Source organism: Streptomyces sp. NPDC057010 (genome assembly GCF_042673805.1).
GTDB lineage: Bacteria > Actinomycetota > Actinomycetes > Streptomycetales > Streptomycetaceae > Streptomyces.
In genome coordinates, this window is the sequence record NZ_JBHUSC010000001.1 from 375115 (window position 1) to 400308 (window position 25194).

Here is a 25194-nt window from a genome sequence, read left to right on the forward strand (position 1 = left end):
GACCGTTCGCGGCCGAGTATGAGCGTGGACATGACGAGAATGGGACATCCCGGCGGGGATAAGGCCGGGGTTATGGTGCGGTCGCGGCGCGCTGCGTACGCTGCCCGGATGCAGCTGGAGTTGAGGCATCTGCAAGCCGTCTGCCGGATAGCGGAGGCGGGCAGCCTGGGGGGCGCGGCGCGGCGGCTCGGAGTGTCCCAGCCCGCACTGTCCGCCCAGCTCCGCCGCATCGAGCGGGTCACGGGCGGCGAGCTGTTCGTCCGGGGCCGGAGCGGGGTGGAGCCCACGGCGCTCGGCCAGTTCGTGCTCGCCAAGGCGCGCCGCGTGCTCAACGAGATGGACGCCCTGGGCGCGGAGGCGCGCGCCATCACCACCGGTACCCGGCTGCGGCTGGGATGCATCCTGCTGGTCCTGCTCGACGGGCTGCTCGCCCAGACCGACCTGTCCATGTCCGGCCGGGAGATAGCCGTCGACCTGGAGGACTCGGTCACCGCGCTCGCCCGGATGCTCGGCGCCGGACGCTACGACGCCATCGTCTACGGAGAGGTCAACGACCACGAGGTGCCGCTGCCCGAGGGGACCCTCGCGCGCACGCTGGTCTCGAAGGAGCCGTTCTGCATCCGGCTGTCGGCGCGGCACCCCCTCGCCGCGCTCGACCGCATCGAACTCGCCGACCTGGCCGAAGAGTCGTGGATGACGCTGGTGGAGGACGACGACGGCGGCCCCGAGGCCCTCGTCTCCGCCTGCGCGAAGGCCGGGTTCAGCCCGTCACTGTGCTACCGGATCACCGACCGTAAGATGCACTACGACCTCATCGCCGCGGGCCGGGCGATCTCGCTGAGCCAGCCGACGGCCCCGCCGGCGGAGGGTACGGTGATGCGCCCGCTGGCCGGCTCGCCCATCACCGGCCGGATCCGCCTCGCCTGGAACCGCTCCGCGGTCTCGGCCGGGCAGGCGCGGCTGCTCTACCGGGCCGCGGCCCGCGCCTACCTGGCGAACGTGGACAACAACGCCTTCCACAAGGCCTGGTGGGACGCCCACCCGGAGGCGCACCCGGTGATGGACTGAGCCCGCCCCGGCTCAGCCCTGGCGGTGGGCGGTGAGCAGCAGGTACTCCCACTCCATCGCGCCGTCCCGCAGGTGGTCGCGGGTGAGGGCGTCGAGCTCGTCGTCCAGGGCCGCGGCGCGCTCGGGGGTGTCGGCGAGGCTGCGGTAGACGGCGATGGTCGGTCCGTAGCAGGCCTTGAAGAACGCGCGGAAGTCCTCCGGCTGCGCGAACCGGTCCACGTGGACGGTCTCCCGGCGGGCGTCGACGTCGGTGACGCGGTCGCCGAGCAGCTCGTGGACGTGCTCCTCGTCCCCCCACAGCGGCGGCGGCTGCGCCCCGGGCGGCGGTGGGGGTGCGTACGGCTTCATCGTGGCGAACATCCGGCCTATGAAGCCCTCCGGAGTCCAGTTGACCAGTCCGACGGTGCCGCCGGAGCGGCAGACGCGGAGCATCTCGTCGGCGGCGGTCTGGTGGTGCGGGGCGAACATGACGCCGACGCACGACATGACGGTGTCGAACTCGCCGTCCGCGAACGGCAGTGCCTCCGCGTCCGCCTCCCGCCACTCCAGCCGGGCGCCCCGTACGGCGGCCAGGTGCCGTCCGACTTCCAGCAGCTCGGGGGTGAGGTCGGACGCCACCACGTCGGCTCCGGCCAGGGCGGCAGGAATGGCCGCGTTGCCGGAGCCCGCCGCGATGTCGAGCACGCGGTCGCCCTGCCGCACGCCGCACTCGCGTACCAGCAGGCCGCCCAGCTCCGGGATGACGTGGGAGGCGACCGACGGGTAGTCGCCCAGCGCCCACATCGTGCGGTGCTTGGCCTTCAGGGCGCGGTCGGCCTGGACCGCTTCGCTCGGCTCGGTCATGACAGCCGCCCTCCGGGGGGCCTGAACAGTCCCTTTTTTCGAGCATAAGTACCTTTTGCCGCCCCAGCCTGTCGTGCGGCGGACCCGGTTCGGTCAGCTCCGGCTGTTGAGGAACCCGATGGCCACGGCGCCCCACCAGGCGACCTGTGAGACGGTCGCGGACGCGGCGCCCCACGCGAGGAGGGAACGGGTGGCGGGGCGGCCGTCGAGGGCGGCCAGCCGCCGGTGCAGCACGCCGGCCTGGACGCCGTTCAGCGCGAGGGCCAGGACGAGGCAGAGCTTGACGCAGGTCAGCGGCGAGGAGAGGTCGGGGTGGAGGAACGCGCCGCTGGCGATCAGGCCGGCCAGGCCCGCCCAGACCGGCACGTGCAGGGGCGCCGTGAAGCCGACGACCTCGCTCAGGGCCTTGCGGCCGCTGAGCCACAGGAGCCCGTAGTAGTCGATGGCGAGCACCGCGCCGAAGCCGACGACGAGACAGGCGAGGTGGAGGAAGAGCGCCGCCAGGTGGAGGGTGGAGTCGGCCTGCAGATGGACGGCCACCCAGATGCTGGCCGCCCATCCCGCGCACACGGCGAGGGAGGCCACGACGGGGCCGCACCACTGCGGAACCCGGAGCAGATCCGACGGCTGTGCCGGTCTTCGTCGGATCGAGGTGACATCTGCTGTGGACATGGTGCTCCGATGGCGGGGACGCGGTGGTGGGCCCACACCTCTCAGTGCGAGCGAAGGTAAGGCTGCCCTAAGCGTAAGGTTTTCGTCAATGTGATCTCAGAAGTACGTGCCGCGACCCCCGGCCCCTCTCACCAGCGGCGGAGCGGGGCTACCCGAAGTCGCGCGCGAAGCCCTCGCGGAATCCGGGCCGCGCGACCGCCTCCTCGAAGGCGCGGGCGGCGCGCGCCAGCCCGGCCTCGTTCTCCTGGGCGGCGACGAGTTCCGCCAGGTAGGCGGGCAGGCTCAGGCCACGGGCCGCGGCGAGCGCGGTGAGCCGGTCGTGGACTTCGGTGTCGACCTCGACTGTGGTGGTGTCAGCCATGTTCCGAGTATGCGCGCCCGCGAGCGGCCCGGGGGCCGGTTCGCGGACGCGCGGGGGGATCGGCGGCGCGCCGGAGCCGCTACAGGGAGTACGCGTTGACGGTGTCGGTCCCGGCCGGGGGCCTCGGCACGCTGCGGCTCGGCGGCGGCGTGGCGCGGGAGCCCTTCGCCGTCCGGGCCGCCATCGCGTCGAACGCCGTCCGCAGGCACGCCACATCTCCCGCGTCCTGTCCCGGCTGGGCCTGCGCGACCGCACGCACGCCGCGATCTACGCCCGCGACCACGGGCTCCTCTAGGCCGGGTCCGGGCGGTGCCGGTGGAGCAGCATCAGGATCCGCCGCACCTGCGCCGTGTCGTACGTCCGGGGGCGCGGGTCCGCCGGCAGGGTCGCGAGCAGCTCGGCGGCGTAGGCGTCTCCGAGTTGGGCGAGCAGCCGTGGCACGTCCAGCAGGTAATCGCCGAAGACGTACGGATCGAACACCGGGAGCAGGGCGCGGAGGAGCCCGGCGGCGCCCGGGTCGCCGAGGCCGACCAGACCGCGGGCCGCCGCCACCCGGCGGTCGTCCGACACCCCGGGGTGCAGGGCCAGTTCGTGGAGTACGGGGGCGGCCCGGTGATCTCCCGAACCGGCGAGCGACACGGCTGCCTCCAGCCGGGCCGCGACGGGAAGGTCCGGGGACCCGGTCATCGCATGCAGTTGCTCGGCGCCCTCGGGCTTGCCCAGCGCGGCCAGTGAAGCCGCCGCTCTCACACGGGGGAAGCTGCCGACGTCCGGATCGCGGGAGAGGGTGAGGAGCAGGCCGGGACCTCGTGGGTCCGCGAGCTCCACCAGCTTCTCCGCCGCATCCACGCGATGGTGCTGGGCACGGGGGCTCCCGCCCGACGACTCGCCCTGCTCCGAGGCGAGTACGTGGAACACCTCTACGGCCCGGGCCTTGTCGAACGGCACCAGTGCCTCACCGGCCGCCAGCCGGGCCGGCCCGGCCGTGCCGGGGGCGCGGCCGAGGGCGTGGAGCCGCTGCGCCCCGCGGGGGTCGCCCGCGGAGGCCAGTACTCCGGCGGCCCTCACGCGGAGCTGGATGCGGATCGTCGTGTCCAAGGAGAGGGCGTGGAGCAGGTCCGGGGCGTGAGGGGCGCGGAGTCGGGCGGACAGAGCGGCAGCATCGACGCGGTAGTGGTCGGGGGCCCGTGAGTCGAGGGCGAGTAGACGGAGCACGCCTGTGGCGCGGGGGTCGTGGAGCCCGGCGGACAGCGTGGCAGCCTCGAGGCGGTAGTGGTCGCTGATCTTCGGGTCGAGGGCGAGCGCATGGAGCACGTCCGCGGCGCGGGGGTCGCCGGTCCGGGCCGACAGCGCCGCGGCCTCGGTGCGGATCTGGTCCAAGGCGCCCGCGTCGCGGGAGAGCGCTGCCAGCGCTGCGGGGCCCCGGGGGTCGCCGTGCCTGACCAGGGCCTGGGCTGCCCACAGGCGGTCGAAGTCCCAGTGCCCGCGATCCGACGGCCCGGTGAGGGCGTGGAGTCGGTCGAGGCCCCGGGGATCGCCGAGCCGGGCCAGGGCCTCGGCGGCCTTCCAGCGGTGAGTGTTGTCCGGTACGGGGAACGAGTACGCATGGAGGGACGCGGCGACCGAGGCGACCACCTCTTCGGGCAGCCGCGTTCCCATGGCGGCGAGGGAGGCGATGAACTCCCAGCCGGGCAGCCCGCCCCGCCTCGCCAGTCGCTTGAGCGGCGACCGGCGCAGGGTGAGGCCGGCCTCGTGCGCGGCGTCGAGGAGGAAGCCGGCGTACGAGAGGTCGGCGGGCGGCTGCCAGTACGGGAAGAACCACACGCGCGGCCTGACTCCCCGCGGCGTTCCGGTGGTATACGCGGAAAGCGGTATGGCCGGCCCGCACATGCCGCGCTGGTGGAAGGCGCGCCGGATGGCCCGGACGCCCTCCTTCGGGTCCTTCATGATGTGCCGGGCGGCCAGGTGCTCCAGCAGCGTCTGGTGGAGGAAGACGAGATCGCCGCCGCGGTGCATCAGCAGGCCGCTGCGCCGGGCGGCGGTGTCCAGGAATGCCCGCCACTCAGGCTCGGGGACCTGCGGGGGCCGTTGGGCCTCGGGCAGGGCGCACAGGAAGTCGATCGCGGGCGCGGTGTCGCCGGCGAGGCGTGCGGCCGCGAGGTGGGCGATGAGATCGGGGAGGTGGCCGAGGACCTCGGGCAGGCCGGCGACGGGCCGGGGGAGGAGGTGCGGCGCGCCGGTCCGGTACTGGTGGCGGTGGAGCAGCTCGACGAAGGCGCGGTAGACCTGACCGCGCCCGGCCGGCAGCGGCTGATCCGGTGCGGCGGCGTGGAGTTGGCAGAGCATCGCCGTCATCAGCGGTACGTGGGCGAGCGCCGCCAGCCGGGTCTGCTCCAGCGCCCGCAGGAACCGCCGCGTCGTCCCTTCGGGGTCCGGAACCTTCAGGCACCGGAACCAGCTCTCGGCGACGAGCGGCAGGTCCGCGGGTCCGAAGGGCTGGAGTTCGTAGCGGGGGACTTCGGTGCCCAGCAGGTCGAGTTCCCCGCCCGGCAGCGGGCGCGTGGCGACGACGAACCGGTACAGGCCGGAATGCTCCCCGCGGGAAATCTGCGCCAGGCGGCGCAGCACCTTGTGCCGGGCGGCCCCGTCGGTGACCTCGTCGAGCCCGTCGACCAGGACCAGCCAGCCCGCCCCCGGCTGCGGCTCGGTGGCGAAGAAGGCCTCCGGCAGCTTCTCCACCAGGCCTTCGAGCTCCAGGTTCACGGAAGCGGCGATGGCGTCCGCCAGGGGGGCGTGGACCAGGGTGGCGGCCGGAACCAGCACGGGCACCCGTCCGCCGCCCCGCCCGTCCAGCCACTGCTCGGTTCCGCGGCGGAGCCAGGTGCGCAGCAGGCTCGACTTGCCGCCGCCCGGCCCCGCCAGGACCACGCACGAACTCCCGCCGGCCAGGAGGTCGTCGGCGGGCAGGGAGCCCGCCTCGGACACGTGCTCCCACGGCTGCACGCGCTGGCTCAGATAGACGGCCGAGAGGGGCGGCGCGATGCCCGGCAGCACACCGGCGTAGGGGTGCTCGCGCGCGGCGTCGCGGGCGGCGGTGAGGTAGCCGTCGATGCGGCGCGTGCGCACGTCCGCCCGCGCCCGCAGCCGGCGCAGCTCCACCAGGGCCGGCCCGGTGACCCCCAGGGTGTGGGCGAGGAGGTCGAGCGTCGTGGGGGTGGGCACGGTCTTCCCGTTCAGGATGTTGCTCAGCGTCGAAGGCCCGATGCCCGCCTCCCGGGCGACTTCGCTCTGCTTGCGGCCGGCCAGCGCGGAACGGATCCGGGCGATCAGCTCCTCGTGCGCGCCCCCGGGGCCCGCACTGCGCACAGCGTCCACCCGCACCTCTCCCGACCAGGCCTTGCGTTCCGGTTCACATCACCCCTGTGAACGCCTCCCGAGGCTATCCCTGGTACTCGCGGGCCGGCCGGCCGTTGCCGGAACCGACACCTTCGGAGTACGAGGAGTACCCACCGTGAATCCCCAACTGGCGTTGATCGCCGCACCTTTCGTCCTCGGTCTGCTCGTGCGCCTCGTACGCGGGAGGCGCCGCGCGCCCGCCGCTCTGGCGTGGGGTCTGCGTGACCTGGTCACCCTGCGGATGGTCCTGCGCGACACCGACCCGGAGCAGCGTGCCGAACTGCTCGACGCGCACCGGGCCTGGCGGGACGAACCCCCGGCCGGCGGCGGGCGCCCCCGCGGGACACGGCGCCGCGGCTGAGACGGCGCGGGTGAGGGGGCGGCCGGGGCACGGTCGCCCCCTCGTCGGGTCGGTTCGCGTCAGTTCGTGTCCGCCGCCCCGGCCGGTTCGAGCAGTCGCCGGCGCAGGGCCTCGACGAAGGCCTCGTCCGCGCCGAGCAGTTCTGCCGCGTAGTCCCGTACGGATCCGTGCTTCTCGGCCAGCGCCGCGAGGAACAGGACCATCACCTCGGCGGGCGCCCTCCCGGTTCCCGGCCAGATCGTCCCCCGCTCCGGGTGGTCCGCCCGCCAGTCCGCGACGAGGCGCTCGGTGGCGAGCCCGGTGAGCGCGAAGTCCTCGACGATGACCTCCTCGGGTACCCCGAGCAGGGCCAGGACCAGCGCCGCGAGCAGCCCCGTACGGTCCTTGCCGGAGGCGCAGTGGAAGGCCACCGGGCCCTCCTGCTCCGCGATCACCCGCAGCGCGGTGCGCAGTTCGGCGACGCCGTCGTGGGCGACCTCCATGTACCGCTCGGCGAGGTAGGGGCCGGTCTCGACCTCCGGGCCCAGCGACGGCTGGTCGTACGGGCGGTGCTCGATGCTGAGGTTGTGGTAGGTGAGGGACGGGTGCTCGGGGACCCGCCCCTTCGCGTCGATCTCCCAGGGGTAGCGCAGATCGATGACCGCTTCGACGCCCAGCTCCAGGAAGCGCTCCCAGTCCTGGCCGCGCAGCTTGCCCAGGGAATCGGCACGGTACAGCCGGCCCCAGCGCACCGCTCGGCCGTCCGCGGTCGTGTAGCCGCCCAGGTCACGGAAGTTGTGCAGTCGTTCGAAGGATATGTGTCTGTTCACACCACGGACTCTAGGCGGGAGGGTCAGCCCGCCCACCGTCCTGTGAGGAAAGTGATCGCGACGGTGGTGGCGAGGGGTGCCGCCACGCAGACGTACGCGCTCTGCACGGCGGGCCGCCGCAGGCTCCAGGCGGCCAGCCCGGTCCACAGCGGCCACCACAGCAGGGTGGAACGGGGGACCGAGGTGTACCAGTAGGAGGTGCCCAGCGCCCACAGGGTGAGGCCGATGTAGAGGGCCTCGGGCAGGCGGCGGCGCCGTACGAGCAGGACCAGGAGGGCGGCGCCGACCAGCATGGCCAGCAGTTCGGCCTGCCACATCAGCGCGTATCCCGTGGGCTGGACGTGGCCGAAGGCGGCCTTCCAGGTGTTGGCCCAGGCTTCCCACGGCGCGTGGAACTCCCGGTACCAGCCGCGTTCCTGGGCGTGTTTCCAGGCCGTCCAGTCCCCGGTCCACGTGTACAGGTACCAGCTGTAGAGGGCCGGGGAGAGTACGGGCAGACACAGCCAGGGCGCCGCGTGCCACGCCCGGCGGCCGCGGGCGGTGAGGACGAAGTGCAGCGCGAGCGCGGCCGCCAGGAACAGCCCCGTGACCCGCACCGAGCAGGCGAGACAGGTCAGGACCGCGGCCGCCGGCCAGTTCTGCCGCCGGGCCGCCAGCCAGGCGGGCAGGGCCAGCGCGAGGAACAGCGCCTCCGTGTAGCCGGCGGCGAGGAACACGGCGCACGGCGAGAGCAGGAGGAACAGCACGGCGCGCCGGCCCGCCTCCTGATCGGGCGTCAGGAGGCGGGCGATCCGGGCCAGTGCCAGGACGGCGACCGCGCCCGCCACGAGGGAGATCAGCGCTCCGGCCGCGGCCCAGTGGGGCACGACCGCGTGGACGGCGCGCAGGGTGAGCGGAAATCCGGGGAGGAAGGCCTCCCGGTTGTCCCAGCCGGCCGTCCAGGGCCCGGCCCCGCCAGGGAAGTAGCCGTCCCTCGCTATGTGCAAGTAGTGCCACCAGTCCCACTGGCGCCAGGGCGAGAGGAAGGAGGAGGGCTGCCGGGTCCGCCCGTCGGCGGGGAACAGCCAGCCGACGCACCCCGCCGTGCTCCAGATGCCGAGGCGGGTCAGCAGGTAGAGCCACAGCACCTCGCGGTCCGCGCGGCCGGGGTGGGGGAACACCCGGCGCACGGCTGCGGGCGCGGGCAGCGGCGCGGCCGGCCTCTCGACCGGCCGGCCGGGGGCGGAAACGGGCATGGGGGATCTCCTGATCGGGCCGAGGGCGTGCGCAACCGCCGGCCGTGGTCCGGGCCGGTGTCGCGGAGGGGAAAGGGGAAAGGCGTTACCGGGGCAGCTGCGTCGTGCCGGTGGCGGGGGGCGTGGGGGTGGTCGTGGTGGTGGCGGACGCGCCCGGGCCGGCGGGCTCCGTCGACGTCCTCGCGGGGGCGGTCGGCATGGGGGACGGCGGCCCGGGAGAGGGGGTGGTGGCCGGGAGCGTCGGGCGCGGGTCGGCCGGCAGCAGCGAGGCCAGGGCCGTACCGGATCCGGCGAGGACGAGGAAGCAGGCGACGGCGATGCCGGCGATCCGGCGGCGCCGGGCCCGTTCACCGCGCCGGGCGATGACGGACACGGGCGGCAGCCCGCTCCCGTACCGTCCGGCGGAGGCGGCCTCCCGGAACAGCGACCGCAGCGGATCGTGGTCGTGGGAGTCAGGCATCGGGCGCCTCCTCAATGCGGGGGTCCTGCAGATGGCGGGAGAGGGCGGCCCGCCCCCGGGACAGGTGGGTCTTGACCGTGCTCGTGGACAGGGAGGTCTCGGCGGCGATCTGCTCCACCGTCAGATCGCACACGTAGTGCAGGGTCATGGTCCGGCGCTGTTTGAGGGGCAGTTGCCGCAGCGCCTCCACGAGGGCGACGGCCTCGGGCCCCGGCCCCTCGACGTGACCCGCAGGAGCACTGCGCTGCCAGGCGTCGGCGGTCCGGCGGCGCACCCGCCACCGGCTCACCGCGAGCCGCCACGCCACCGTACGGATCCACGCCTCGGGCCGGCCGTCCCGGTCCAGCTGCCGCCGCCGGCCCCACCCCTTGACGAACGCCTCCTGCACCACGTCCTGCGCCTCGTGGTGGTCGCCGAGCATCACGTACAACTGTCCGGTCAGCCGTCCCGCCGCCTGCGCATAGAACTGTTCGAACTCCTCGACGGTCAAAAATCACTCCCGGATCCATGTGTCCCTCTCACGGGGCATACGCCTGCCACCCCGGATCCGGTCGACACCGGACGGCGGAAAGTCCTGTGAGTGCCGTCACAGGTCGGCCCGGTCGGCCCGGTCGGTCAGGGCGACTCGCTGAGTACGGACAGCACGTTTCCCGCCGGGTCCTTGAACCAGGCGATGGAGGGCATGTCGCCGTCGCCCCTGACGATGCCCTTGGCGTCCGCGTCGAAGCCGGGATAGCGCTCGAACGTCACCCCGAGGGCCGTGAGTTCGTCGACGCTCTTCTCCACGTCGGCCACCGGGAAGTTGAGGACGGTGAAGTCCGCGGCCCGGTGGTCGTCCTTGGGGTACAGCAGCACGTTGCCCCCGCCGCCGAGGTGGAGGAACAGCATGCCGTTCTCCTCCGTGACCCGTAGCCCGAGCGTTCCGCCGTAGAACTCCCTTGCCTTCTTGACGTCGTCCACCGAGTAGCCGCTGAACGCCTTCGTCTCCTGGAACATGATCACTCCCATCGCCGCAGCGGTCCCCCTCCCATCCTCCCCGGGCCCCGACGGGGTCGCATGTGCCCGACGGTGATAGGTAGGAAATCTCCTACGTTTGACGCGTAGGCAATCTCCTACCTATCGTGGGTGGCATGAACATCACGCACGCCTCCTTCGTCACCCTCCCCGTCGCCGACCAGGACCGGGCCCTCGCCTTCTACACCGACGTGCTCGGCTTCGAGCTGCGGACGGACCGCCGGGTCGGCCCCGTGCGCTGGCTCCAGGTCGCCCCCGAGGGCGCGCAGACCGTCTTCACCCTCTCCGGCCCGGGGATGGGTGATTTCACGCCCGGCTCCGCCCGGGGGATCATGTTCGTCACGGCCGACGTCGACGCCGACTGCGCGCGGCTCGCGGCAGCCGGTGTCGAGGTCGAAGGGCCGGACGACGCCCCCTGGGGGCGGATGGCCGGTTTCCGCGACCCCGACGGCAACGGTCTGATGCTGCTCACGGAGAAGGAAGGCTTCTAGCCCCATGGTCACGACGGGTGCCGGTGCCGGTGCCGGCGCCAGTGCCGGTGTCGCGGAGGACCGCGTGTTCGCCGCGCTCGCCAACGGCACCCGCCGCGAAGTCCTGCGCCTGCTGCGCGAGCGCGGCCCGCAGCCCGTCCAGTCCCTCGCCGACCACTTCGACATGCGCCGTCCCAGCCTCTCGGAGCACCTCAAGGTGCTGCGGGAGGCCGGGCTGGTCTCGGAGGAGCGTGCCGGCCGGCAGCGGATCTACCGCCTGGAGGCCGCGCCGCTCGCCGAGGTGCAGGACTGGCTGCATCCGTACGAGCGGTTCTGGCGCGACCGGTTCAAGGACCTCGGCCGGCTCCTCGACCGCATGCCCGACGATGAGACATGACCACCGACTCAGGCTCCCACCCGGACCCGGACCCGGACCCGGACCCGGATCCGCGCTCCGGCCCCGCGCCCGACGACGACCTCACCACCGTCCGGGTCGACCAGTTCCTGCCGCACCCGCCCGCCAAGGTCTGGCGCGCCCTGACCGAGCCCGAGCTGATCGCCCAGTGGCTCATGGTGTCGGACTTCCGCCTGGAGGTCGGCCACCGCTACACGATGACCACACTGCCGCGCCCCAATACGGGCTACTCCGGCACCACCGCGGCCGAGGTCCTCGCCTACGAGACCGAGCGGATGCTGTCGGTCCGCTGGCGGGACGCCGACGCCTCCGCCGGCGGCACAGCCGACTGGACGATCACGTGGACCCTCGAACCCGAGGGCCGCGGCACCCGGCTCTTCCTCGTCCACGAGGGCTTCGATCCGGACGACCCGGCGCAGATGGCGGCCCGCACGATCATGGGCAAGGGCTGGCGCACCTTCGTCATGGACGCGCTGCGCGCCGTCGTCGACCGGCTCTGAGCCACCGCGACCCGCCGGCCCTCAGGGGCGCGTGAGCCGGCGCGCCGTCGCGACGAGGGCTTCGCGGCGCGGGTCGAGGCCACCGCGGGCGTCGAGCGCTTCGGGCACGAGGATGCGCGCGAGCTGGGGCAGGGTGAACCAGCTGCTGATGAGCGAGACGAGGGAGTGCAGCAGCTGCGCGGGGGGCACCTCGGCCGTGAGCGCGCCGCGGCGCTGGGCCTCGGCGATCGCGGCGATCTTCTCGGCGTAGTGGTCGGTGCGCTCGCACTCGGCGACGACGCGGTCCTGGCACATCAGGCCCTCCCAGGCCAGCAGGCGCAGGAAGTGCGGGTGCTCGCGGTGGTAGTCGTAGGTGCGGCCCGCGTAGTCGCCCAGGTCCTCGGCCTGTTCGGGGGTCATGGGGACGGCGGTGGCGAGCTTGGCGAGCTCCGCCTCCAGCACCGCCACGAACAGCTTCTCCTTGCTGCCGAAGTACTGGTAGATCCGCTCCTTGTTGATCCCGGCGCGGGTGGCCACCCGCGCGACCCGCGCGCCCTCGGGGCCGTGTTCGGCGAACTCCTCGACGGCTGCGTCGAGGAGGAGCTGCTTGGTGCGCGCGGTGTCCCAGGCCATGCGGCCATCCTACGTTATTCCCAACCGTGTGGTTGGAATTGTGTCGCGGGCTGTGCCAGACTCCAACCAGAAGGTTGGAGATTTCGCCGTCCAGCCCGCGCTCACCAGGGGGTACTCATGTCCGCACACGCCGTTCCGTCCATCCACCGCCGCGCGCTGATCACCTGGGTCGCCGTGTACCCGACGATCACGATCGTGCTCGCCCTGCTGCGCCCGGTCCTGAAGGACGTACCGCTGGTGCTCCAGACACTGGTCCTGACCGCGATCGCCATCCCGATCGTCGTCTACGTCCTCGTCCCGGCCCTGATGAAGGCCAACGCCGCCCTCACCGCCCGCCGTTCACGCTGACGCGGCAGACGGGGGGCCGGCGGCCCGGCAGCACAGGACGGGGACGCGCTGCACGAGGTTGTTGCCGAAGCCGCCGCGGTTCCACGGCTGGTGGAGGGGCTGGACGCGCCCGTCGGCATCCGTGGCCCGCACCACGAGGGTGTGCGTGCCGGGAGCTGCCGTCCAGCGGCACGTCCAGGACTGCCAGGCCCACCGGTGCGCGCCGGGTGGCGTCAGGTCGGCCCCGGTCCAGCCGGCGCCGTCGTCCGTGCTGACCTCGACCCGGGTGACGGGCCCGCGCCCGGACCAGGCGCGGCCCTCCAGCCGTACGGGACCCGGTCGCACCACGCGGGTGCGCGACATGAAGTCGGGGAACCCGGGCGGGACCATCAGGGCCCGTGGCGCGATCCGCGTCACGGGCTCGCCGGGCCCGTCCGGATCGTCGCCGGGCAGCCGGTACCGGTAGGCCACGGACTGCTGGAACCCGGTGAACGGGGCGTCGGTCAGGGTGATGTCGCGCAGCCACTTCACATGGGCCATGCCGTACCAGCCGGGGACCACCAGCCGCAGCGGATACCCGTGCTGCGGTGGCAGGGGCCGGCCGTTCATCGCGTAGGCGAGCAGCACCCCGGGCTCGTCCCCGGTGGCGACCGGCAGCGGCAGGCTGCGCCGGTAGTCCTGCTCGACGCCGCGCTCCACCCCGTGGTCGGCGCCGGTGAAGACGGCCTCGACGGCGTCCGCCCGCACCCCGGCCTCGGCCAGGACGGTCCGCAGCGGCACTCCCGTCCAGTCGGCGGTGCCCACCGCCTCGACCAGCCAGGGCTGGCTGACCGGCCGGGGGGACAGCAGGGCCCGGCCGTTGCCCGCGCACTCCATGGTGACCCGGGTGGTGACGGCGGGGAACCGGCCCAGGGCCGCCAGGTCCAGGGCCAGCGGGGTGCGGACGAGGCCGCCGACGGAGAGGGTCCAGCCTTCGGCTTCCGCGAGGGGGATGTCGTAGTGGACCAGTACGTAGTGCAGCCCGGGCGGCGTGACCTCGTAGCGCAGGGCCTCCAGCGGCAGCCCGTGATTGCGGGCCGCGAGCGCCAGCTCCTCCCGGCTCACCCCCTCACCGGCGGCCGCCACCCGCCCCGGGGTGCTGACGTCGCTCAGGGACGGCTCCACGCTCCCATCGTCCCCCCTGCCCCCCGGCCCGGCACCTCACGGGCACCGGCCTCCCACGGGGGCCGTCTGCTCTGCTCCGAACGAGTTCTCTTGGGGAGCCCGTTCGGCCGCAGAGCCGAGTTCATGATCATCATTTTGGCTCCCGATCGTTTTGATGCTGCCAACGGGCCGTGCGAGATCCGGGAGGGCTGTGTGGCCATGCCACAGGTAGGACGCAAGCAACTGACCAAGGCGTGGGGCGTGGTGGCCGCCGTCACGGGCGCCATGCTGGTGGTCGCCGCGGCGCCGGGCCGGGCGCACGACGCGGACGGCGCGGCAGGGGAGTCCGCCGGTGCGCGGGACGCGGCCGTCACCCTGCTGGTCGGCAGGGCGCTGGACGAGGGCGGCCACACCGGTGCGGCGGGGCTCTGCGCCGTGCACACCTTCCGGCCCGGGCTGTGCACCGGCTGGCACGAGCAGCGGGTGCGGGCCACCGCCCGGGGGAGCGGGGCCGTACTACGCGAGCCGCCCCTCGGCGACGCGGCGCGCGCCGCCCGCGCCGCCGCGCTCCCCACGGACGCCGACGCGCCGCTGGAGATCGCCCTCGCCGACCCCGGACGCCTCACCGACGTGACCGTCAGCGACGCGCACGGCCGCCTGCTGGCCGGCGAACTCGGTCCGGACGGCGGGAACTGGCTGAACACCGAGCCGCTCCGGGCGGGCGAGACCTACACCGTGCAGGTCGGCGCCCAGGACGCGGCCGGGACACCGGTCGGCGTGACCATGGCGTTCCGGACCGCCCCGCCCGCGGCGGACGGCGGCCGGCTGACCGCCGAGTTCGGGCCCCTCCCCGGGACGTACGGCGCGGGCGAGATCGTCACGGCCGACCTCAGCCGGCCGGTCCCCGCCGACGACCTCCCGGCCCGCGCCCGGGTGGAACAGGCCCTGCAGGTGACCTCGGAGCCGCACGTCGAGGGAGCCTGGCACTGGGTCGACGACTCGACCCTGCACTACCGGCCGCGCACGTACTGGCCCGCCCACGCGGTGGTGCGCGTGCGCAGCGGTCTCGACGGGGTCGAGGTCGGGGAGCAGGGCTACGGAGGACCGTCCGAGGGCGTCGATTTCACCATCGGGGACCGGATCGAGGCCGTCACCGACTCCGCCGCCCACGAGATGACCGTACGCCGCAACGGGCGGGTCATCAGGACGATCCCCGTCACCACCGGGAAGGCCGGATTCCGCACCCGCTCCGGCATCAAGGTCGTCCTGCGCAAGGAGCCCAAGGTCCGGATGCGCGGGGACACCGTCGGGATCAAGCGCGGCACCAGCGAGTTCTACGACCTGCCCGTCCTCTACGCGACCCGCGTGACGTGGAGCGGTGAGTACATCCACGCCGCACCCTGGTCGGTCGACGCGCAGGGTGAGGAGAACGTCAGCCACGGGTGCACGGGCATGAGCACCGAGGACGCCGCCTGGTTCTTCGAGACGGTCCGCGAAGGCGACGTCGTCGAAGTGGTCAACAGCGGCGGGGAGAAGATGCCGCCCTTCGCCAACGGATTCGGTGACTGGAACATGGACTGGCGGACCTGGCTGGCGGGCAGCGCCCTCGCCGGCGCCCCCGCGCACCCGCACGCCTCCCCGCCCTCCCCGTCCCGGCTGGCCCCGACGACGTGATCCGCCAGCGCAACGAAATCCGAAGCAACAGCCTGTCGAAACTGGCGAACTGAGCCTGGAAGGAAAGGTTCACCAAAAGAAACCGAAGAGTAACCCTTGTGTCCCGCTTCTGCCGTGTGCATGATCATGCACCGGTACGCGGTGGTCAGAAGGGGCAGTCAGTGGGCAAGAGGGCCAACAACGACGGAGGCGGCCTGCGCGCCGGCTCCCTCGGGACGTTCGACTCCGTCGTCATGGCGGTCGCCGGCTGCGGACCGGCCTACACCGTCGCCGCGACCCTCCCCGTACTCATCGCCACCGTCGGCGTCGCCGGGCCCGCGGTGCTCCTGTACTGCGCGCTGCCGATGATCGGCATCGCGCTGGCCTTCCGCCACCTGGGCCGCCTCGACGTCAGCGCCGGAGCCAGTTACGCCTGGGTGGCGCGCGCCCTGCACCCCTTCCTCGGCTTCCTCAGCGGCTGGGCGCTCGTCGTCGCCGCGACCGCCTTCCTGGTCTCCGCCACCCTCCCGGCCGGCAGCGCCACGCTGGCGCTCATCAGCCCCGACCTGGCCGCGGACACCGGCCTGGCCACGGCCGTCGGCGCCGGCTGGTTCCTGCTCATGGCGGGCGTGGTGGCACAGGGCGCCCGCATCGGCCCCTATGCCCGCCGCATCCTCACCGGCGTGCAGCTCGCCCTGCTCCTGGCCTTCGCCGTCGCCGCGCTGGCCAAGGAGGGGCACGCGGCGGAGTTCTCGCTCTCCTGGTTCGGCTTCGGCCACTTCGACGCCTCGCACGGCTTCGTCGCCGGCGCGCTGATCGCGGGCGTCAGCTACTGGGGCTGGGACGTCTCCAGCAACCTCAACGAGGAAACCCGCACCAGCCGACGCTCCTTCGGCCTCGGCGGCCTGATCGGCGTCGCGCTCTCCTTCGCGGTCTTCGTCGTCTTCACCGTCGCGACCAACATGCTCATCGGCGCGGACGCGGTACGGAAGAACCCCGACAACTTCCTCTCCGTGCTCGGCGACGCCGTGTGGCCGGGCTGGGGCGGCCGGCTGCTCGTCCTCGCCGTCATGCTGTCCATGATCGCCACGCTGGAGACGAGCCTCCTCCAGGCCACCCGCACGCTCTTCGCCATGGGCCGCGACCGCACCGTGCCCGCCGCGTTCGGCCGCATCCACCGCGACTGGCAGACGCCCGCCGTCGCCACGGCCACCGTCGCGGCCGTCGCCCTCCTGCTCGTCACCCTCTCGGCCACCGCCGGCTCGGGCGCGCAGTTCGTACGGGACGCCGTCAGCGGCATCGGCCTGCACATCGCCTTCTACTACGCCCTCGCCGGCCTCTCGGTCGTCGTCGCCTACCGCAAGGTGCTGTTCCGGTCCGCGGGCACCTTCCTCTTCATCGGGCTGTGGCCGCTCGGCGGAGCCCTGTTCATGATCTGGATCTTCGTCATGTCGGTGCCGGAACTGACCGGCAGCGCCCTCGCCATCGGCCTCGGGGCCCTCGCGCTCGGCCTGATCCCGATGACCCTCTCCCGGCTCCGGGGGGTCTCGTACTTCCGGCCGCGGCCGCTGGACCCCGAACAGGCCGACGCCGTGGACGAGTTGCACGGGGGAGCGGCCGCCACCGGAGGCCTCGCGGCCGACGGACGGCGGGACGGGATCCTCACCGACTTCTGACGCGGCCGATTCCCCGGGGCGCGCGTCCCCCATCGAAGAGAACCGAATCGAGGAGTGTGCATGGCGGCCTGGCTGCGCCGGCGTTCCGGAGCGCCGATCTACGATCAGGCGTTCGGCGACCGCGGTCTCGAGGAATGCCGCCAGGACATGGTCATGGGCCGCTGGGAGGGGGCCCGCGACCTCCTCGCGCAACACCCCCGGGGCGACTGGGACCGGCGCGCGCACCGCATCCGGCTCCTCGCCGACGCGGCAGCGGACCGCCGCACCGTGGACGTCTGGCACGCCGCCGACCCGGCCAACCCGGACGCCGCCGTCCTGCGCGCGGAGACCGAGGTCATGCGGCTGTTCGCCGCCGCCCGCAGCGGCACGATGCCCCCGAACGACGCCCTGGACCAGGTCGCCCGGACCTGCCTGCGCGCCTGCGACCTGGCTCCCGAGGACCCGCACCCCTACGTCTCCCTCGTCACGCTCGGCAGGCTGTACGCGGGCGGCGACCCCAACATGGGCCACTGGTGGCGGGAACTGCGGGCCCGGGACCCCCACCACCGCGAGGGACACCACCAGGCGCTGCGCTACTTCTCCGCCCGCTGGCACGGATCACACGGGGAGGCCTACAACTTCGCCTGGGACGGGGCCGTCTACGCACCCCCCGGATCCCCGCTCGCGGTGCTGCCGCAGGCGGCGCGCGCCGAGCAGTACCGGCACGAGAGCGAGACCCAGGGGCGCACGACCATAGGCCTGGCCACCCACTGGAGCGGCGAGCGGGCCCGCTGGGACCTGCGGACGGCGCTGGAGAACTGGATCGCGAAGCGCACCCGGCCCTACGCCCAGGACGTCGCGGACCTCAACTACCTGGCCCACGGTCTGGTCCACGGAGGCATGGAGGCGGAGTCGGCGGAGGTCTTCACCCTCCTGGACAACCGCGCCACCCGCATCCCGTGGTCCTACAGCGGCGACCCGGAAAGCCTCTTCGTCCGCTGGCGGGACCGGGCCCTCGGCGCGTCACGGTAGCTCGTGTCGCAGCCCGCCGCGCGCCCGCGGCGGGTCGATAGTGGGGGCGTGAGCGACTGGTCAGGACGTGAGGGTGCCCAGGCTTTCGCCGCTGTCGAAGCGGCCACGGACTGGCTGCTCGGCTATCCGTTCGTCTTCCGGGCCCTGTCCCGCCGGATGGGCGACGGCGACGTCCTGGTGGACTACGGCTGCGGCCCCGGCAAGGTCGCCGACGCCGCGGCCCGACGGCTCGGGGCGCGGGTGCTGGGCGTGGACACCTCCCCCGAAATGCTGGCACTCGCCCGTGCCTCGGGGACCGCGGTCGCGGAGTACCACCTCGTCGAGGACGGCCGGGTGACGGCCCTGGAGGACGGCAGCGCCGACGCCGTGATGTGCAACCACGTGCTCGCCTCGCTGCCGACCGAGGAGACCGTGCTCGGGGTGTTCGCCGAGATCCGCCGACTGCTGCGGCCCGGGGCCCCCGTCGTCCTGCTGACCACCGATCCCGCCTGCGTCGGGATGGACTACGCCTCGCTGCGGATCGGCGCCCCGGGCGAGGAGTACGCGCCGGGCGACCCGCTGACCGTACGGCTCCGGCGCACCGACGGGACCTGGCAGGACGTGCACAACCACGCCTGGCCCGTCGGGATCCTCCCCGCCCTGCTGGAGCGCTCCGGCTTCGGCCACGTCGACCAGCACCGGCCGACCGTGGACGAGGCGCTCACCATCGCCGACCCGGACCTCGTGCGCGGCCGCGCCTGGACGGCGGAGCGCACCAGGCCGCCGCTGGTGGTCACCACGGCGCTGGTGGCCATGCCCTAGCGGGCGCGGCCCGGCCGCCGACCCGCAGCCGCTGTAAGATGTGTACGCACGGTGACCGCTCTGACCAGCCGGAACCCGGTACCGAGGAGGACGTGATGCGCCCTCGAAACCGCCGCCCTCATGGCCCCCCGTGATCCCGGCCCCGGCATGCCCGGCGCCCGCCCGGGCAGCCCGAAAGACAGAGAGAATCGGGACTGGAGGCTGAAATGGCCCGGTCAGTCGGTATCGATCTGGGAACGACGAACTCCGTGGTCAGCGTCCTGGAGGGCGGCGAGCCGACCGTCATCCCGAACGCGGAAGGGGCCAGGACCACCCCCTCGGTCGTCGCCTTCGCCAAGGGCGGCGACGTGCTCGTCGGGGAGGTGGCCAAGCGGCAGGCCGTCACGAACGTGGACCGCACCGCCCGCTCGGTCAAGCGGCACATGGGAGACCCGGCCTGGCGGTTCCCCGAGGACGGCACCATCGACGGGAAGCAGTACACCGCGCAGGAGATCTCGGCGAGGGTGCTCCAGAAGCTCAAGCGCGACGCGGAGGCCTACCTCGGCGAGAACGTCACGGACGCGGTGGTCACCGTCCCGGCGTACTTCAACGACTCCCAGCGCACCGCCACCAAGGAGGCCGGCGAGATCGCCGGGCTCACGGTGCTGCGCATCGTCAACGAGCCCACGGCCGCCGCCCTGGCCTACGGCCTCGACAAGGAGGAGGACCAGACCGTCCTCGTCTTCGACCTCGGCGGCGGCACCTTCGACGTGTCGCTCCTGGAGATCGGCGACGGGGTGGTGGAGGTCAAGGCCACCAACGGCGACACCCACCTCGGCGGCGACGACTGGGACCAGCGCGTCGTCGAGCACCTCGTCAGGCAGTTCCTACACGGCTACGGGATCGACCTCTCCCAGGACAAGATGGCCCGGCAACGGCTCCGCGAAGCCGCCGAGAAGGCGAAGATCGAACTGTCCTCCGCCACCGAGACCACCGTCAACCTGCCCTACATCACGGCCTCCCCCGACGGCCCGCTCCACATGGACGAGAAGCTCACCCGGGCCCAGTTCGAGCAGCTGACCGCGGACCTGCTGGAGCGCTGCAAGACCCCGTTCCACCAGGCCGTCAAGGACGCGAAGATCAAGGTCGCCGACGTCGACCACGTCATCCTCGTCGGCGGCTCCACCCGCATGCCCGCCGTCGCCGGCCTGGTCAAGTCGCTCACCGGCAAGGACCCGCACCGGGGCGTCAACCCGGACGAGGTCGTCGCCATCGGCGCGACCCTGCAGGCCGGTGTGCTCAAGGGTGAGGTCAAGGACGTCCTGCTCCTCGACGTGACCCCGCTGTCCCTCGGCATCGAGACCAAGGGCGGCATCATGACCAAGCTCATCGAGCGCAACACCACGATCCCGACCAAGCGGTCGGAGATCTTCACGACGGCCGAGGACAACCAGCCGTCGGTGCAGATCCAGGTCTACCAGGGTGAGCGCGAGATCGCGGCGTACAACAAGAAGCTCGGCATGTTCGAGCTGACGGGCCTGCCGCCGGCCCCGCGCGGTGTCCCGCAGATCGAGGTCTCCTTCGACATCGACGCGAACGGCATCATGCACGTGACCGCGAAGGACCTCGGCACGGGCAAGGAGCAGAAGATGACCGTCACCGGCGGCTCCTCGCTCGGCAGGAGCGACATCGAGCGGATGGTGCGCGAGGCGGAGCAGTACGCCGAGGAGGACCGGCGCCGCAAGGAGGCCGCCGAGACGCGCAACCAGGCCGAACAGCTCGTCTACCAGACCGAGAAGCTGCTGCGCGACGAAGGGGACAAGGTCCCCGCCGACCTCAGGGGGGAGGTCGAGGCCGCCGTCGCCGAGCTCAAGGAGAAGCTCAAGGGAGAGGACACCGCCGGGATCCGCACCGCGACCCGGCGCGCGAGCGAGGCCGCCCAGAAGATCGGGTCCGCGCTCTACGCCCGGGCCGGCGAAGCGGGGGCGGGGGCGGAGGCGGGGAGCGCGGGAGCGCCCTCCGGCGACGGCGGCCCGGCCGGGCCGGGAGCCGGCGCGGGCGAGGAGGTCGTCGACGCCGAGATCGTCGACGACGACAGCGAGAAGGGAGGGCGGTCGTGAACCGGCCGCACCGCTCCGCGCGGCACGGACAGCCGCCCCTGGCCGTGGTCCGGGGCCGCCGGGCCGACGCCCCGCTGACCCTCCAGCCGGGGCAGCCGACCCGGGACCCCGGCCCGGAGCGCCCCGGCCCGGGCGCCGAGTCCGGCCGCCCCGCCCGCGCACCCGCAGGCGGGGCCGCCGGGCCCCTGGAGCTGCTCGCCGAGCGCACCGACGACCTCCAGCGCCTCAAGGCGGAGTACGACAACTACCGCAAGCGCGTGCGGCGGGACCGCCTCGCCGTCCGCGAGATCGCCGTCGCCAACGTCCTGCGCGGGCTGCTCCCCGTACTGGACGCCGTGGACCGGATGCGCGAGGAGGAACCGCTCCACGGCGGACTGCGGGCCGTGGCCGAGTCGCTGGACGCCCAGCTCGGCGCCCTCGGCCTGGAGGGCTTCGCGGTGGCCGGCGACCCCTTCGACCCCGCCTGCCACGAAGCCGTCGGCCGGGTGGTCCCCGGCACGCCGGACCGGCCCGTCTGCACCGCCGTACTGCGGCGCGGCTACCGGGTCGGGCGCCAGCTCCTGCGTCCCGCCCAGGTGTTGGTCGGCGAGGGCGCGCACCAGGGTCAGGGCAGCGGGCCGTCATGACGGCGGTCGCCGCGGACCTCACCATGGGCGTCGAGGAGGAGTTCTTCCTCGTCGACCGTTCCACGCGCGCGCCGGTACCGCGCGCACCGCAGGTCCTCGACGCGATCTCGGAACGGCTCGGCCCGCAGGCGCAGGCCGAGTTCTACACCTGCCAGCTGGAGGTCTGTACGACGCCCACCCGCTCGGCCGCGGACCTGCGCGCCCAGCTGGTCGCCCTGCGCTCCATCGCCTCCCGTGCGGCGCGGGAGGCCGGATGCCTGCTGGTCGGCGCGGGCACCGCCGTGGTCCCGCCCGCGGAGCCGATCCCCGTGACCGACGGGCCGCGCTACCAGCGGATGGCCCGCTACTACGGGGCCCTGGTGGACGGCAGGCTCGGGATGGTGTGCGGCTGCCACGTGCACATCGGCACCCTGGACCGGCCCGGCGCCCTCGAACTCGCCAACCGGGTACGCCCCTACCTCCCCGCCGTCCAGGCGCTCGCGGCGAACTCCCCCTTCGCCGGAGGCATGGACAGCGGCTGCGCCAGCTGGCGGTCGGTGGAGTTCGGACGCTGGCCGACCGCGGGCCCCGCACCGCCGCTGGATCCGGCGGGCTACGAGCGGACCGCCGACGCCCTGGTCCGGTCCGGGATCCTGCTCGACCGGCGGATGATCTACTGGTTCGCCCGCCCGTCCGAACACGTCCCGACCCTCGAGGTCCGGATCGCCGACGTCAACGCGGACGTGGACACCACCGTCCTCGTGGCCCTGCTGGTCCGCGGCCTCTGCGCCACCGTGCTGGCCGAATCGGGCCCCCGCGGCAGCGCACCGCCCGAGGTACCGGCCGGCCGGCTGTGGTCGGCACACCGTTACGCCGCCCACTACGGGCACCGCGGCGAGGCACTCGACCCCCTCACCGGCCGGACCGTACCCGCCCGCACCCTGACCTCCGCACTGCTGCGCCGGGCGGCCCCCGGCCTGGAGGCGGCGGGCGACCTCGACGAGGTCCGGCGGCTGCTCGCCGGGCTCATCGCGCACGGGGACGGGGCGGCGCACCAGCGCGCGCTGTACCGCCGTACGGGATGCCTGGACGCGGTGGTGGACGAGCTGGCCGCCACGACGACACGGCAGCCGGGCTGAGCGCGGTCCGCGCGCCGCGCTCCTAGGCTCGCAGGATGACCGAGAACGAGATCAAGCTGAAGGCCATCGCCGCGCTGACCGCCCTGCGCGGTGGAGAGGAGACCGGTTTCGTCTCCGAACTGCTCGGCGAAGTGATCCCCTCGGAGTTCGTCGTTCCGGCCTGGGCGGGCCCCGAGGAGGTCGGCCTGTCGCTCCTGAACCAGCTCTCCGACCCCTTGAGCGCCCTGATCAGCGGCTTCATCCTCGCCTTCGAGGCGGTCGCCAACGCCTACGACGAGACCGACGCGGAACCGTCGACCGAGGAGATCCTCCAGGACGTGGCCCTCGGCCTCGCCCGCGACGACTCCGAGTGACCGCCCCCGCCCGCCGGTTCGGCCCGCGTGCCCCCGGCGGCCTCCCCGGCCCGTGGGGGCCCGCCCGGTAGGCTCGCCGCATGAGCAGCCGCACCCTCGTCCGCACCTGGGACATCCTGCCGAGCCGGGGCTACTCGACCGCCTGGATCGGCCTCGCCGAGGGCCGGCTGACGGCGCGGGGCCGGGCCGTGGGCCTGGTCCCCGAGCCGTACTGGGTCGCCTACGCGCTCGAGACCGGGGACGCGTACGTGACGTCCCGCCTGCACGTCACCATCGAGACCGCGGCGTCCACCAGAACCCTCGACCTGCGCAACGAAGCCGGCCGCTGGACGGTGGACGGAGAGCACCGCCCCGATCTCGACGGTGCCCTCGACTGCGACCTGGGCCTGTGCCCCCTGACGAACACGATGCCCGTACTGCGCCACGGACTGCACCGGCAGCCCGGGACCGAACCCCACCCCTTCCTGATGGCCTGGGTCGCGGTGCCAGGCCTCGAAGTGACCGCCAACCGGCAGACGTACACGCACCTGGCCCGCGCCGAGCACGGGGCGCGCATCCGCTACGAGTCGGGTGACTTCAGCAGCGACGTCGAGTTCGACGAGGAGGGCCTGGTCCTCGACTATCCGGAGCTGGCGACCGTACTGACCCGTTGACGCCGGGCCCCGTCAGGAGGCTGCCCGCAGGCGCCCGGCGGCGGCTTCCGCCTCCCGCACGACGCGGTCGGGCTCGACGTTGACGAGGCGGCCGTCGAGTTTGAGGGGCCGGCCGTTCACGAAGACCGCCTGCACGTTCTCGGGGCGGGCGTTGAAGACGAGCTGGCCGACCCAGTCGAAGCGCGGCGCGAAGTTGAGCGCGGCGGGGTCGATCACGATGACGTCGGCGAGTTTGCCGGGGGTCAGCGAACCGACCCGGTCGGCCATGCCGATCGCCTCGGCGCCGCCGAGCGTGGCGATCCGCAGCACGTCGTGGACCTGCGGGAACACCGAGGCGTCCAGTGAACGGGCCCGCTGGAGGCCGATGGCCGTCTTCATGAGGGCGAAGAAGTCCGAGGTGTCGTTGGTTCCCCCGTCCTGGCCCAGGCCGGCCTTGACGCCGTGCCGGGCGAGGTCCGGCAGCCGCATGATCCCCGACGCGAGCCGCATGTTGCTCAGCGGGCAGTGCGAGACCCGCACGTCGTGCGCGGCGATGGCGGCGATCTCGTCGTCGGACAGGTGGATCGCGTGGTTCATCAGCAGTCGGGGGCCCAGCGCGCCGATGTCCGTCAGGACGCCGATCGGGTCGTCCGCGCGCTGTTCGGAGCGTTCCAGCACGTGGCTGTTGAGCATCACGCCGAGGTCCCGGGCGATCTCCCAGTGGAGCCGGTTCAGGCCCTGGATGGCCCGCGCCGCGTGCGTGGCGACCTGCGCCGAGGCGAGCGGCACCGGATCGAGGAGCTCCCGCTTCACCCGGGGGATCAGCGCGGCCTCCCGTTCGCCCTGGAACATCGCGTAGGTGAAGCGCACTCCGGTGTCCGCGAGGGCGCGCACGTACTGGGCCGTGGTGTCGTAGGGGAGGGCGTCGACCCAGTCCACGAGCGTGGTGACGCCGGACTGCACCGAGTCGAGGGCGCCCAGGCGGACGAAGCGGTACATGTCCGCCGCGGGGATGCGGGAGAAGGTGGTCCAGTTGCAGTCGGCGAGCCATCCGAAGAGGTCGCGGTCGGCGCAGCCGCCGCGCATGGACGACTGCCACAGGTGGGTGTGGACGTCGACGAAGCCCGGCATCACGAGCTTGCCGGCGGCGTCGATCACCTGCGTGCCCTGCGGCACCGGGAGGCGTCTGCCGACGGCGGCCACGGCGCCGTCCCGCATGAGGACGTCCGCGTTCGCGAGGGTGCCGAGCGGGCCGTCGCCGCCGAGGGTCGGGTCCATGGTCAGGACGAGCGCGGCGTTGCGCAGGACGGTGCTCCGGGCGGTCGGCGCCGGGCCCGGCTGCGAGGTCCGTCCGGCGCCGAGGACGAACGGCGCTGCGGCGGCCATGCCCAGGCCTGCCAGAACACCGCGCCGGCTGGGCGCGTTCACGGGCGCGTTCACGGGTGCGTTCACGGGTGTGGGAACGGGGGTGGGTGCGGGGGTGGGTGCGGCGTGTGGGGCGCCGCCGGGACACTTTCCGCGGGATTCCATGACGTAGTG

General features: G+C 73.4%; 28 protein-coding genes. 15 read left to right on the plus strand and 13 right to left on the minus strand.

Going from position 1 to position 25194, the window contains the following annotated elements; all coding sequences use genetic code 11:
* Positions 1 to 108 precede the first annotated feature (108 nt).
* A complete protein-coding gene (locus tag ACFTXQ_RS01700) occupies positions 109 to 1068 on the plus strand; it encodes a LysR family transcriptional regulator (RefSeq protein WP_382634776.1) in 960 nt (319 codons plus the stop codon).
* Positions 1069 to 1080: 12 nt separating this feature from the next.
* Here ACFTXQ_RS01700 and ACFTXQ_RS01705 read toward each other — a convergent pair whose 3' ends face one another.
* The 5 genes from ACFTXQ_RS01705 to ACFTXQ_RS01725 form a co-directional block, all read right to left on the minus strand.
* Entirely contained in the window at positions 1081 to 1911 is an 831-nt protein-coding gene (locus ACFTXQ_RS01705) for a class I SAM-dependent methyltransferase (RefSeq protein WP_382634779.1), read from the minus strand.
* A 93-nt stretch (positions 1912 to 2004) separates the two neighbouring features.
* Positions 2005 to 2583 (minus strand): hypothetical protein, encoded by a 579-nt coding sequence (locus ACFTXQ_RS01710; protein ID WP_382634782.1) that lies wholly within the window; start codon positions 2581 to 2583, stop codon positions 2005 to 2007.
* Positions 2584 to 2731: 148 nt separating this feature from the next.
* Positions 2732 to 2944: an antitoxin MazE7 gene (locus ACFTXQ_RS01715; RefSeq protein ID WP_382634785.1), complete on the minus strand. Its 213-nt coding sequence runs from the start codon at positions 2942 to 2944 to the stop codon at positions 2732 to 2734.
* 79 nt (positions 2945 to 3023) lie between these two features.
* Entirely contained in the window at positions 3024 to 3203 is a 180-nt protein-coding gene (locus ACFTXQ_RS01720; protein WP_382634787.1) for a hypothetical protein, read from the minus strand.
* 32 nt (positions 3204 to 3235) lie between these two features.
* Positions 3236 to 6319: a helix-turn-helix domain-containing protein gene (locus ACFTXQ_RS01725; RefSeq protein WP_382634790.1), complete on the minus strand. Its 3084-nt coding sequence runs from the start codon at positions 6317 to 6319 to the stop codon at positions 3236 to 3238.
* Between the two features lie 136 nt (positions 6320 to 6455).
* On the opposite strand from ACFTXQ_RS01725, the gene ACFTXQ_RS01730 reads away from it, so the two are divergent.
* Positions 6456 to 6701 carry a hypothetical protein gene (locus ACFTXQ_RS01730; RefSeq protein WP_382634792.1) on the plus strand — a complete coding sequence of 82 codons (246 nt, stop codon included), beginning with the start codon at positions 6456 to 6458 and terminating at the stop codon, positions 6699 to 6701.
* A 59-nt stretch (positions 6702 to 6760) separates the two neighbouring features.
* Here the strand turns inward: ACFTXQ_RS01730 and ACFTXQ_RS01735 are convergent, their stop codons facing one another.
* The 5 genes from ACFTXQ_RS01735 to ACFTXQ_RS01755 all read right to left on the minus strand — a co-directional run bounded on the left by ACFTXQ_RS01735 (position 6761) and on the right by ACFTXQ_RS01755 (position 10201).
* Positions 6761 to 7510, minus strand: a complete 750-nt coding sequence (locus tag ACFTXQ_RS01735; RefSeq protein ID WP_382634794.1) for a tyrosine-protein phosphatase — start codon at positions 7508 to 7510, stop codon at positions 6761 to 6763.
* Positions 7511 to 7533: 23 nt separating this feature from the next.
* A complete protein-coding gene (locus ACFTXQ_RS01740; protein WP_382634796.1) occupies positions 7534 to 8745 on the minus strand; it encodes a mannosyltransferase family protein in 1212 nt (403 codons plus the stop codon).
* 85 nt (positions 8746 to 8830) lie between these two features.
* Entirely contained in the window at positions 8831 to 9205 is a 375-nt protein-coding gene (locus ACFTXQ_RS01745) for a hypothetical protein (protein ID WP_382634799.1), read from the minus strand.
* Positions 9198 to 9695, minus strand: a complete 498-nt coding sequence (locus tag ACFTXQ_RS01750; protein ID WP_382634802.1) for a SigE family RNA polymerase sigma factor — start codon at positions 9693 to 9695, stop codon at positions 9198 to 9200. Before ACFTXQ_RS01750 ends, ACFTXQ_RS01745 begins: the two co-directional genes overlap by 8 nt.
* A gap of 125 nt (positions 9696 to 9820) precedes the next feature.
* Positions 9821 to 10201: a VOC family protein gene (locus ACFTXQ_RS01755; RefSeq protein ID WP_382634804.1), complete on the minus strand. Its 381-nt coding sequence runs from the start codon at positions 10199 to 10201 to the stop codon at positions 9821 to 9823.
* A 134-nt stretch (positions 10202 to 10335) separates the two neighbouring features.
* Between ACFTXQ_RS01755 and ACFTXQ_RS01760 the strand changes: the two genes are divergently transcribed.
* The 3 genes from ACFTXQ_RS01760 to ACFTXQ_RS01770 are packed head-to-tail and all read left to right on the plus strand — an operon-like array spanning position 10336 to position 11604.
* Positions 10336 to 10710, plus strand: coding sequence for a VOC family protein (locus tag ACFTXQ_RS01760; protein ID WP_382634805.1), 375 nt, complete (start codon positions 10336 to 10338; stop codon positions 10708 to 10710).
* A gap of 4 nt (positions 10711 to 10714) precedes the next feature.
* Positions 10715 to 11086, plus strand: coding sequence for an ArsR/SmtB family transcription factor (locus tag ACFTXQ_RS01765; RefSeq protein WP_382634807.1), 372 nt, complete (start codon positions 10715 to 10717; stop codon positions 11084 to 11086).
* Positions 11083 to 11604 (plus strand): SRPBCC domain-containing protein, encoded by a 522-nt coding sequence (locus ACFTXQ_RS01770; RefSeq protein WP_382634810.1) that lies wholly within the window; start codon positions 11083 to 11085, stop codon positions 11602 to 11604. Before ACFTXQ_RS01765 ends, ACFTXQ_RS01770 begins: the two co-directional genes overlap by 4 nt.
* 21 nt (positions 11605 to 11625) lie before the next feature.
* Here the strand turns inward: ACFTXQ_RS01770 and ACFTXQ_RS01775 are convergent, their stop codons facing one another.
* The gene (locus ACFTXQ_RS01775; protein WP_382634813.1) at positions 11626 to 12216 is read right to left on the minus strand and encodes a TetR family transcriptional regulator; all 591 of its coding nucleotides are present in this window, start codon (positions 12214 to 12216) and stop codon (positions 11626 to 11628) included.
* 117 nt (positions 12217 to 12333) lie between these two features.
* On the opposite strand from ACFTXQ_RS01775, the gene ACFTXQ_RS01780 reads away from it, so the two are divergent.
* A complete protein-coding gene (locus ACFTXQ_RS01780) occupies positions 12334 to 12564 on the plus strand; it encodes a hypothetical protein (RefSeq protein ID WP_382634815.1) in 231 nt (76 codons plus the stop codon).
* On the opposite strand, the gene ACFTXQ_RS01785 is transcribed toward ACFTXQ_RS01780, so the two are convergent.
* A complete protein-coding gene (locus ACFTXQ_RS01785) occupies positions 12556 to 13707 on the minus strand; it encodes a sulfite oxidase (protein ID WP_382634818.1) in 1152 nt (383 codons plus the stop codon). The genes ACFTXQ_RS01780 and ACFTXQ_RS01785 overlap by 9 nt on opposite strands.
* Positions 13708 to 13905: 198 nt before the next feature.
* Here ACFTXQ_RS01785 and ACFTXQ_RS01790 point away from each other — a divergent pair, with 198 nt between their 5' ends.
* The 9 genes from ACFTXQ_RS01790 (at position 13906) to ACFTXQ_RS01830 (ending at position 23676) form a co-directional block, all read left to right on the plus strand.
* Positions 13906 to 15360: an Ig-like domain-containing protein gene (locus tag ACFTXQ_RS01790; protein ID WP_382634820.1), complete on the plus strand. Its 1455-nt coding sequence runs from the start codon at positions 13906 to 13908 to the stop codon at positions 15358 to 15360.
* 161 nt (positions 15361 to 15521) lie between these two features.
* On the plus strand, positions 15522 to 17015 hold the full coding sequence (locus ACFTXQ_RS01795; protein ID WP_382634823.1) for an APC family permease: 1494 nt from the start codon (positions 15522 to 15524) through the stop codon (positions 17013 to 17015).
* A gap of 60 nt (positions 17016 to 17075) precedes the next feature.
* Complete coding sequence (locus tag ACFTXQ_RS01800; protein ID WP_382634825.1) at positions 17076 to 18026, plus strand: hypothetical protein; 951 nt, start codon at positions 17076 to 17078, stop codon at positions 18024 to 18026.
* Positions 18027 to 18074: 48 nt separating this feature from the next.
* Positions 18075 to 18827: a class I SAM-dependent methyltransferase gene (locus tag ACFTXQ_RS01805; RefSeq protein WP_382634828.1), complete on the plus strand. Its 753-nt coding sequence runs from the start codon at positions 18075 to 18077 to the stop codon at positions 18825 to 18827.
* 206 nt (positions 18828 to 19033) lie between these two features.
* Positions 19034 to 20926: a molecular chaperone DnaK gene (gene dnaK / locus ACFTXQ_RS01810; protein ID WP_382634831.1), complete on the plus strand. Its 1893-nt coding sequence runs from the start codon at positions 19034 to 19036 to the stop codon at positions 20924 to 20926.
* A complete protein-coding gene (gene grpE / locus ACFTXQ_RS01815) occupies positions 20923 to 21552 on the plus strand; it encodes a nucleotide exchange factor GrpE (RefSeq protein ID WP_382634832.1) in 630 nt (209 codons plus the stop codon). Before dnaK ends, grpE begins: the two co-directional genes overlap by 4 nt.
* Positions 21549 to 22670: a glutamate--cysteine ligase gene (locus tag ACFTXQ_RS01820; RefSeq protein WP_382634835.1), complete on the plus strand. Its 1122-nt coding sequence runs from the start codon at positions 21549 to 21551 to the stop codon at positions 22668 to 22670. The genes grpE and ACFTXQ_RS01820 overlap by 4 nt, the downstream gene beginning before the upstream one ends.
* Positions 22671 to 22705: 35 nt before the next feature.
* The gene (locus tag ACFTXQ_RS01825; protein ID WP_382634838.1) at positions 22706 to 23023 is read left to right on the plus strand and encodes a hypothetical protein; all 318 of its coding nucleotides are present in this window, start codon (positions 22706 to 22708) and stop codon (positions 23021 to 23023) included.
* An 80-nt stretch (positions 23024 to 23103) separates the two neighbouring features.
* Positions 23104 to 23676: a putative glycolipid-binding domain-containing protein gene (locus tag ACFTXQ_RS01830; RefSeq protein ID WP_382634841.1), complete on the plus strand. Its 573-nt coding sequence runs from the start codon at positions 23104 to 23106 to the stop codon at positions 23674 to 23676.
* 12 nt (positions 23677 to 23688) lie between these two features.
* Here the strand turns inward: ACFTXQ_RS01830 and ACFTXQ_RS01835 are convergent, their stop codons facing one another.
* Entirely contained in the window at positions 23689 to 25095 is a 1407-nt protein-coding gene (locus ACFTXQ_RS01835; RefSeq protein ID WP_382634842.1) for an amidohydrolase family protein, read from the minus strand.
* Positions 25096 to 25194: the final 99 nt, after the last annotated feature.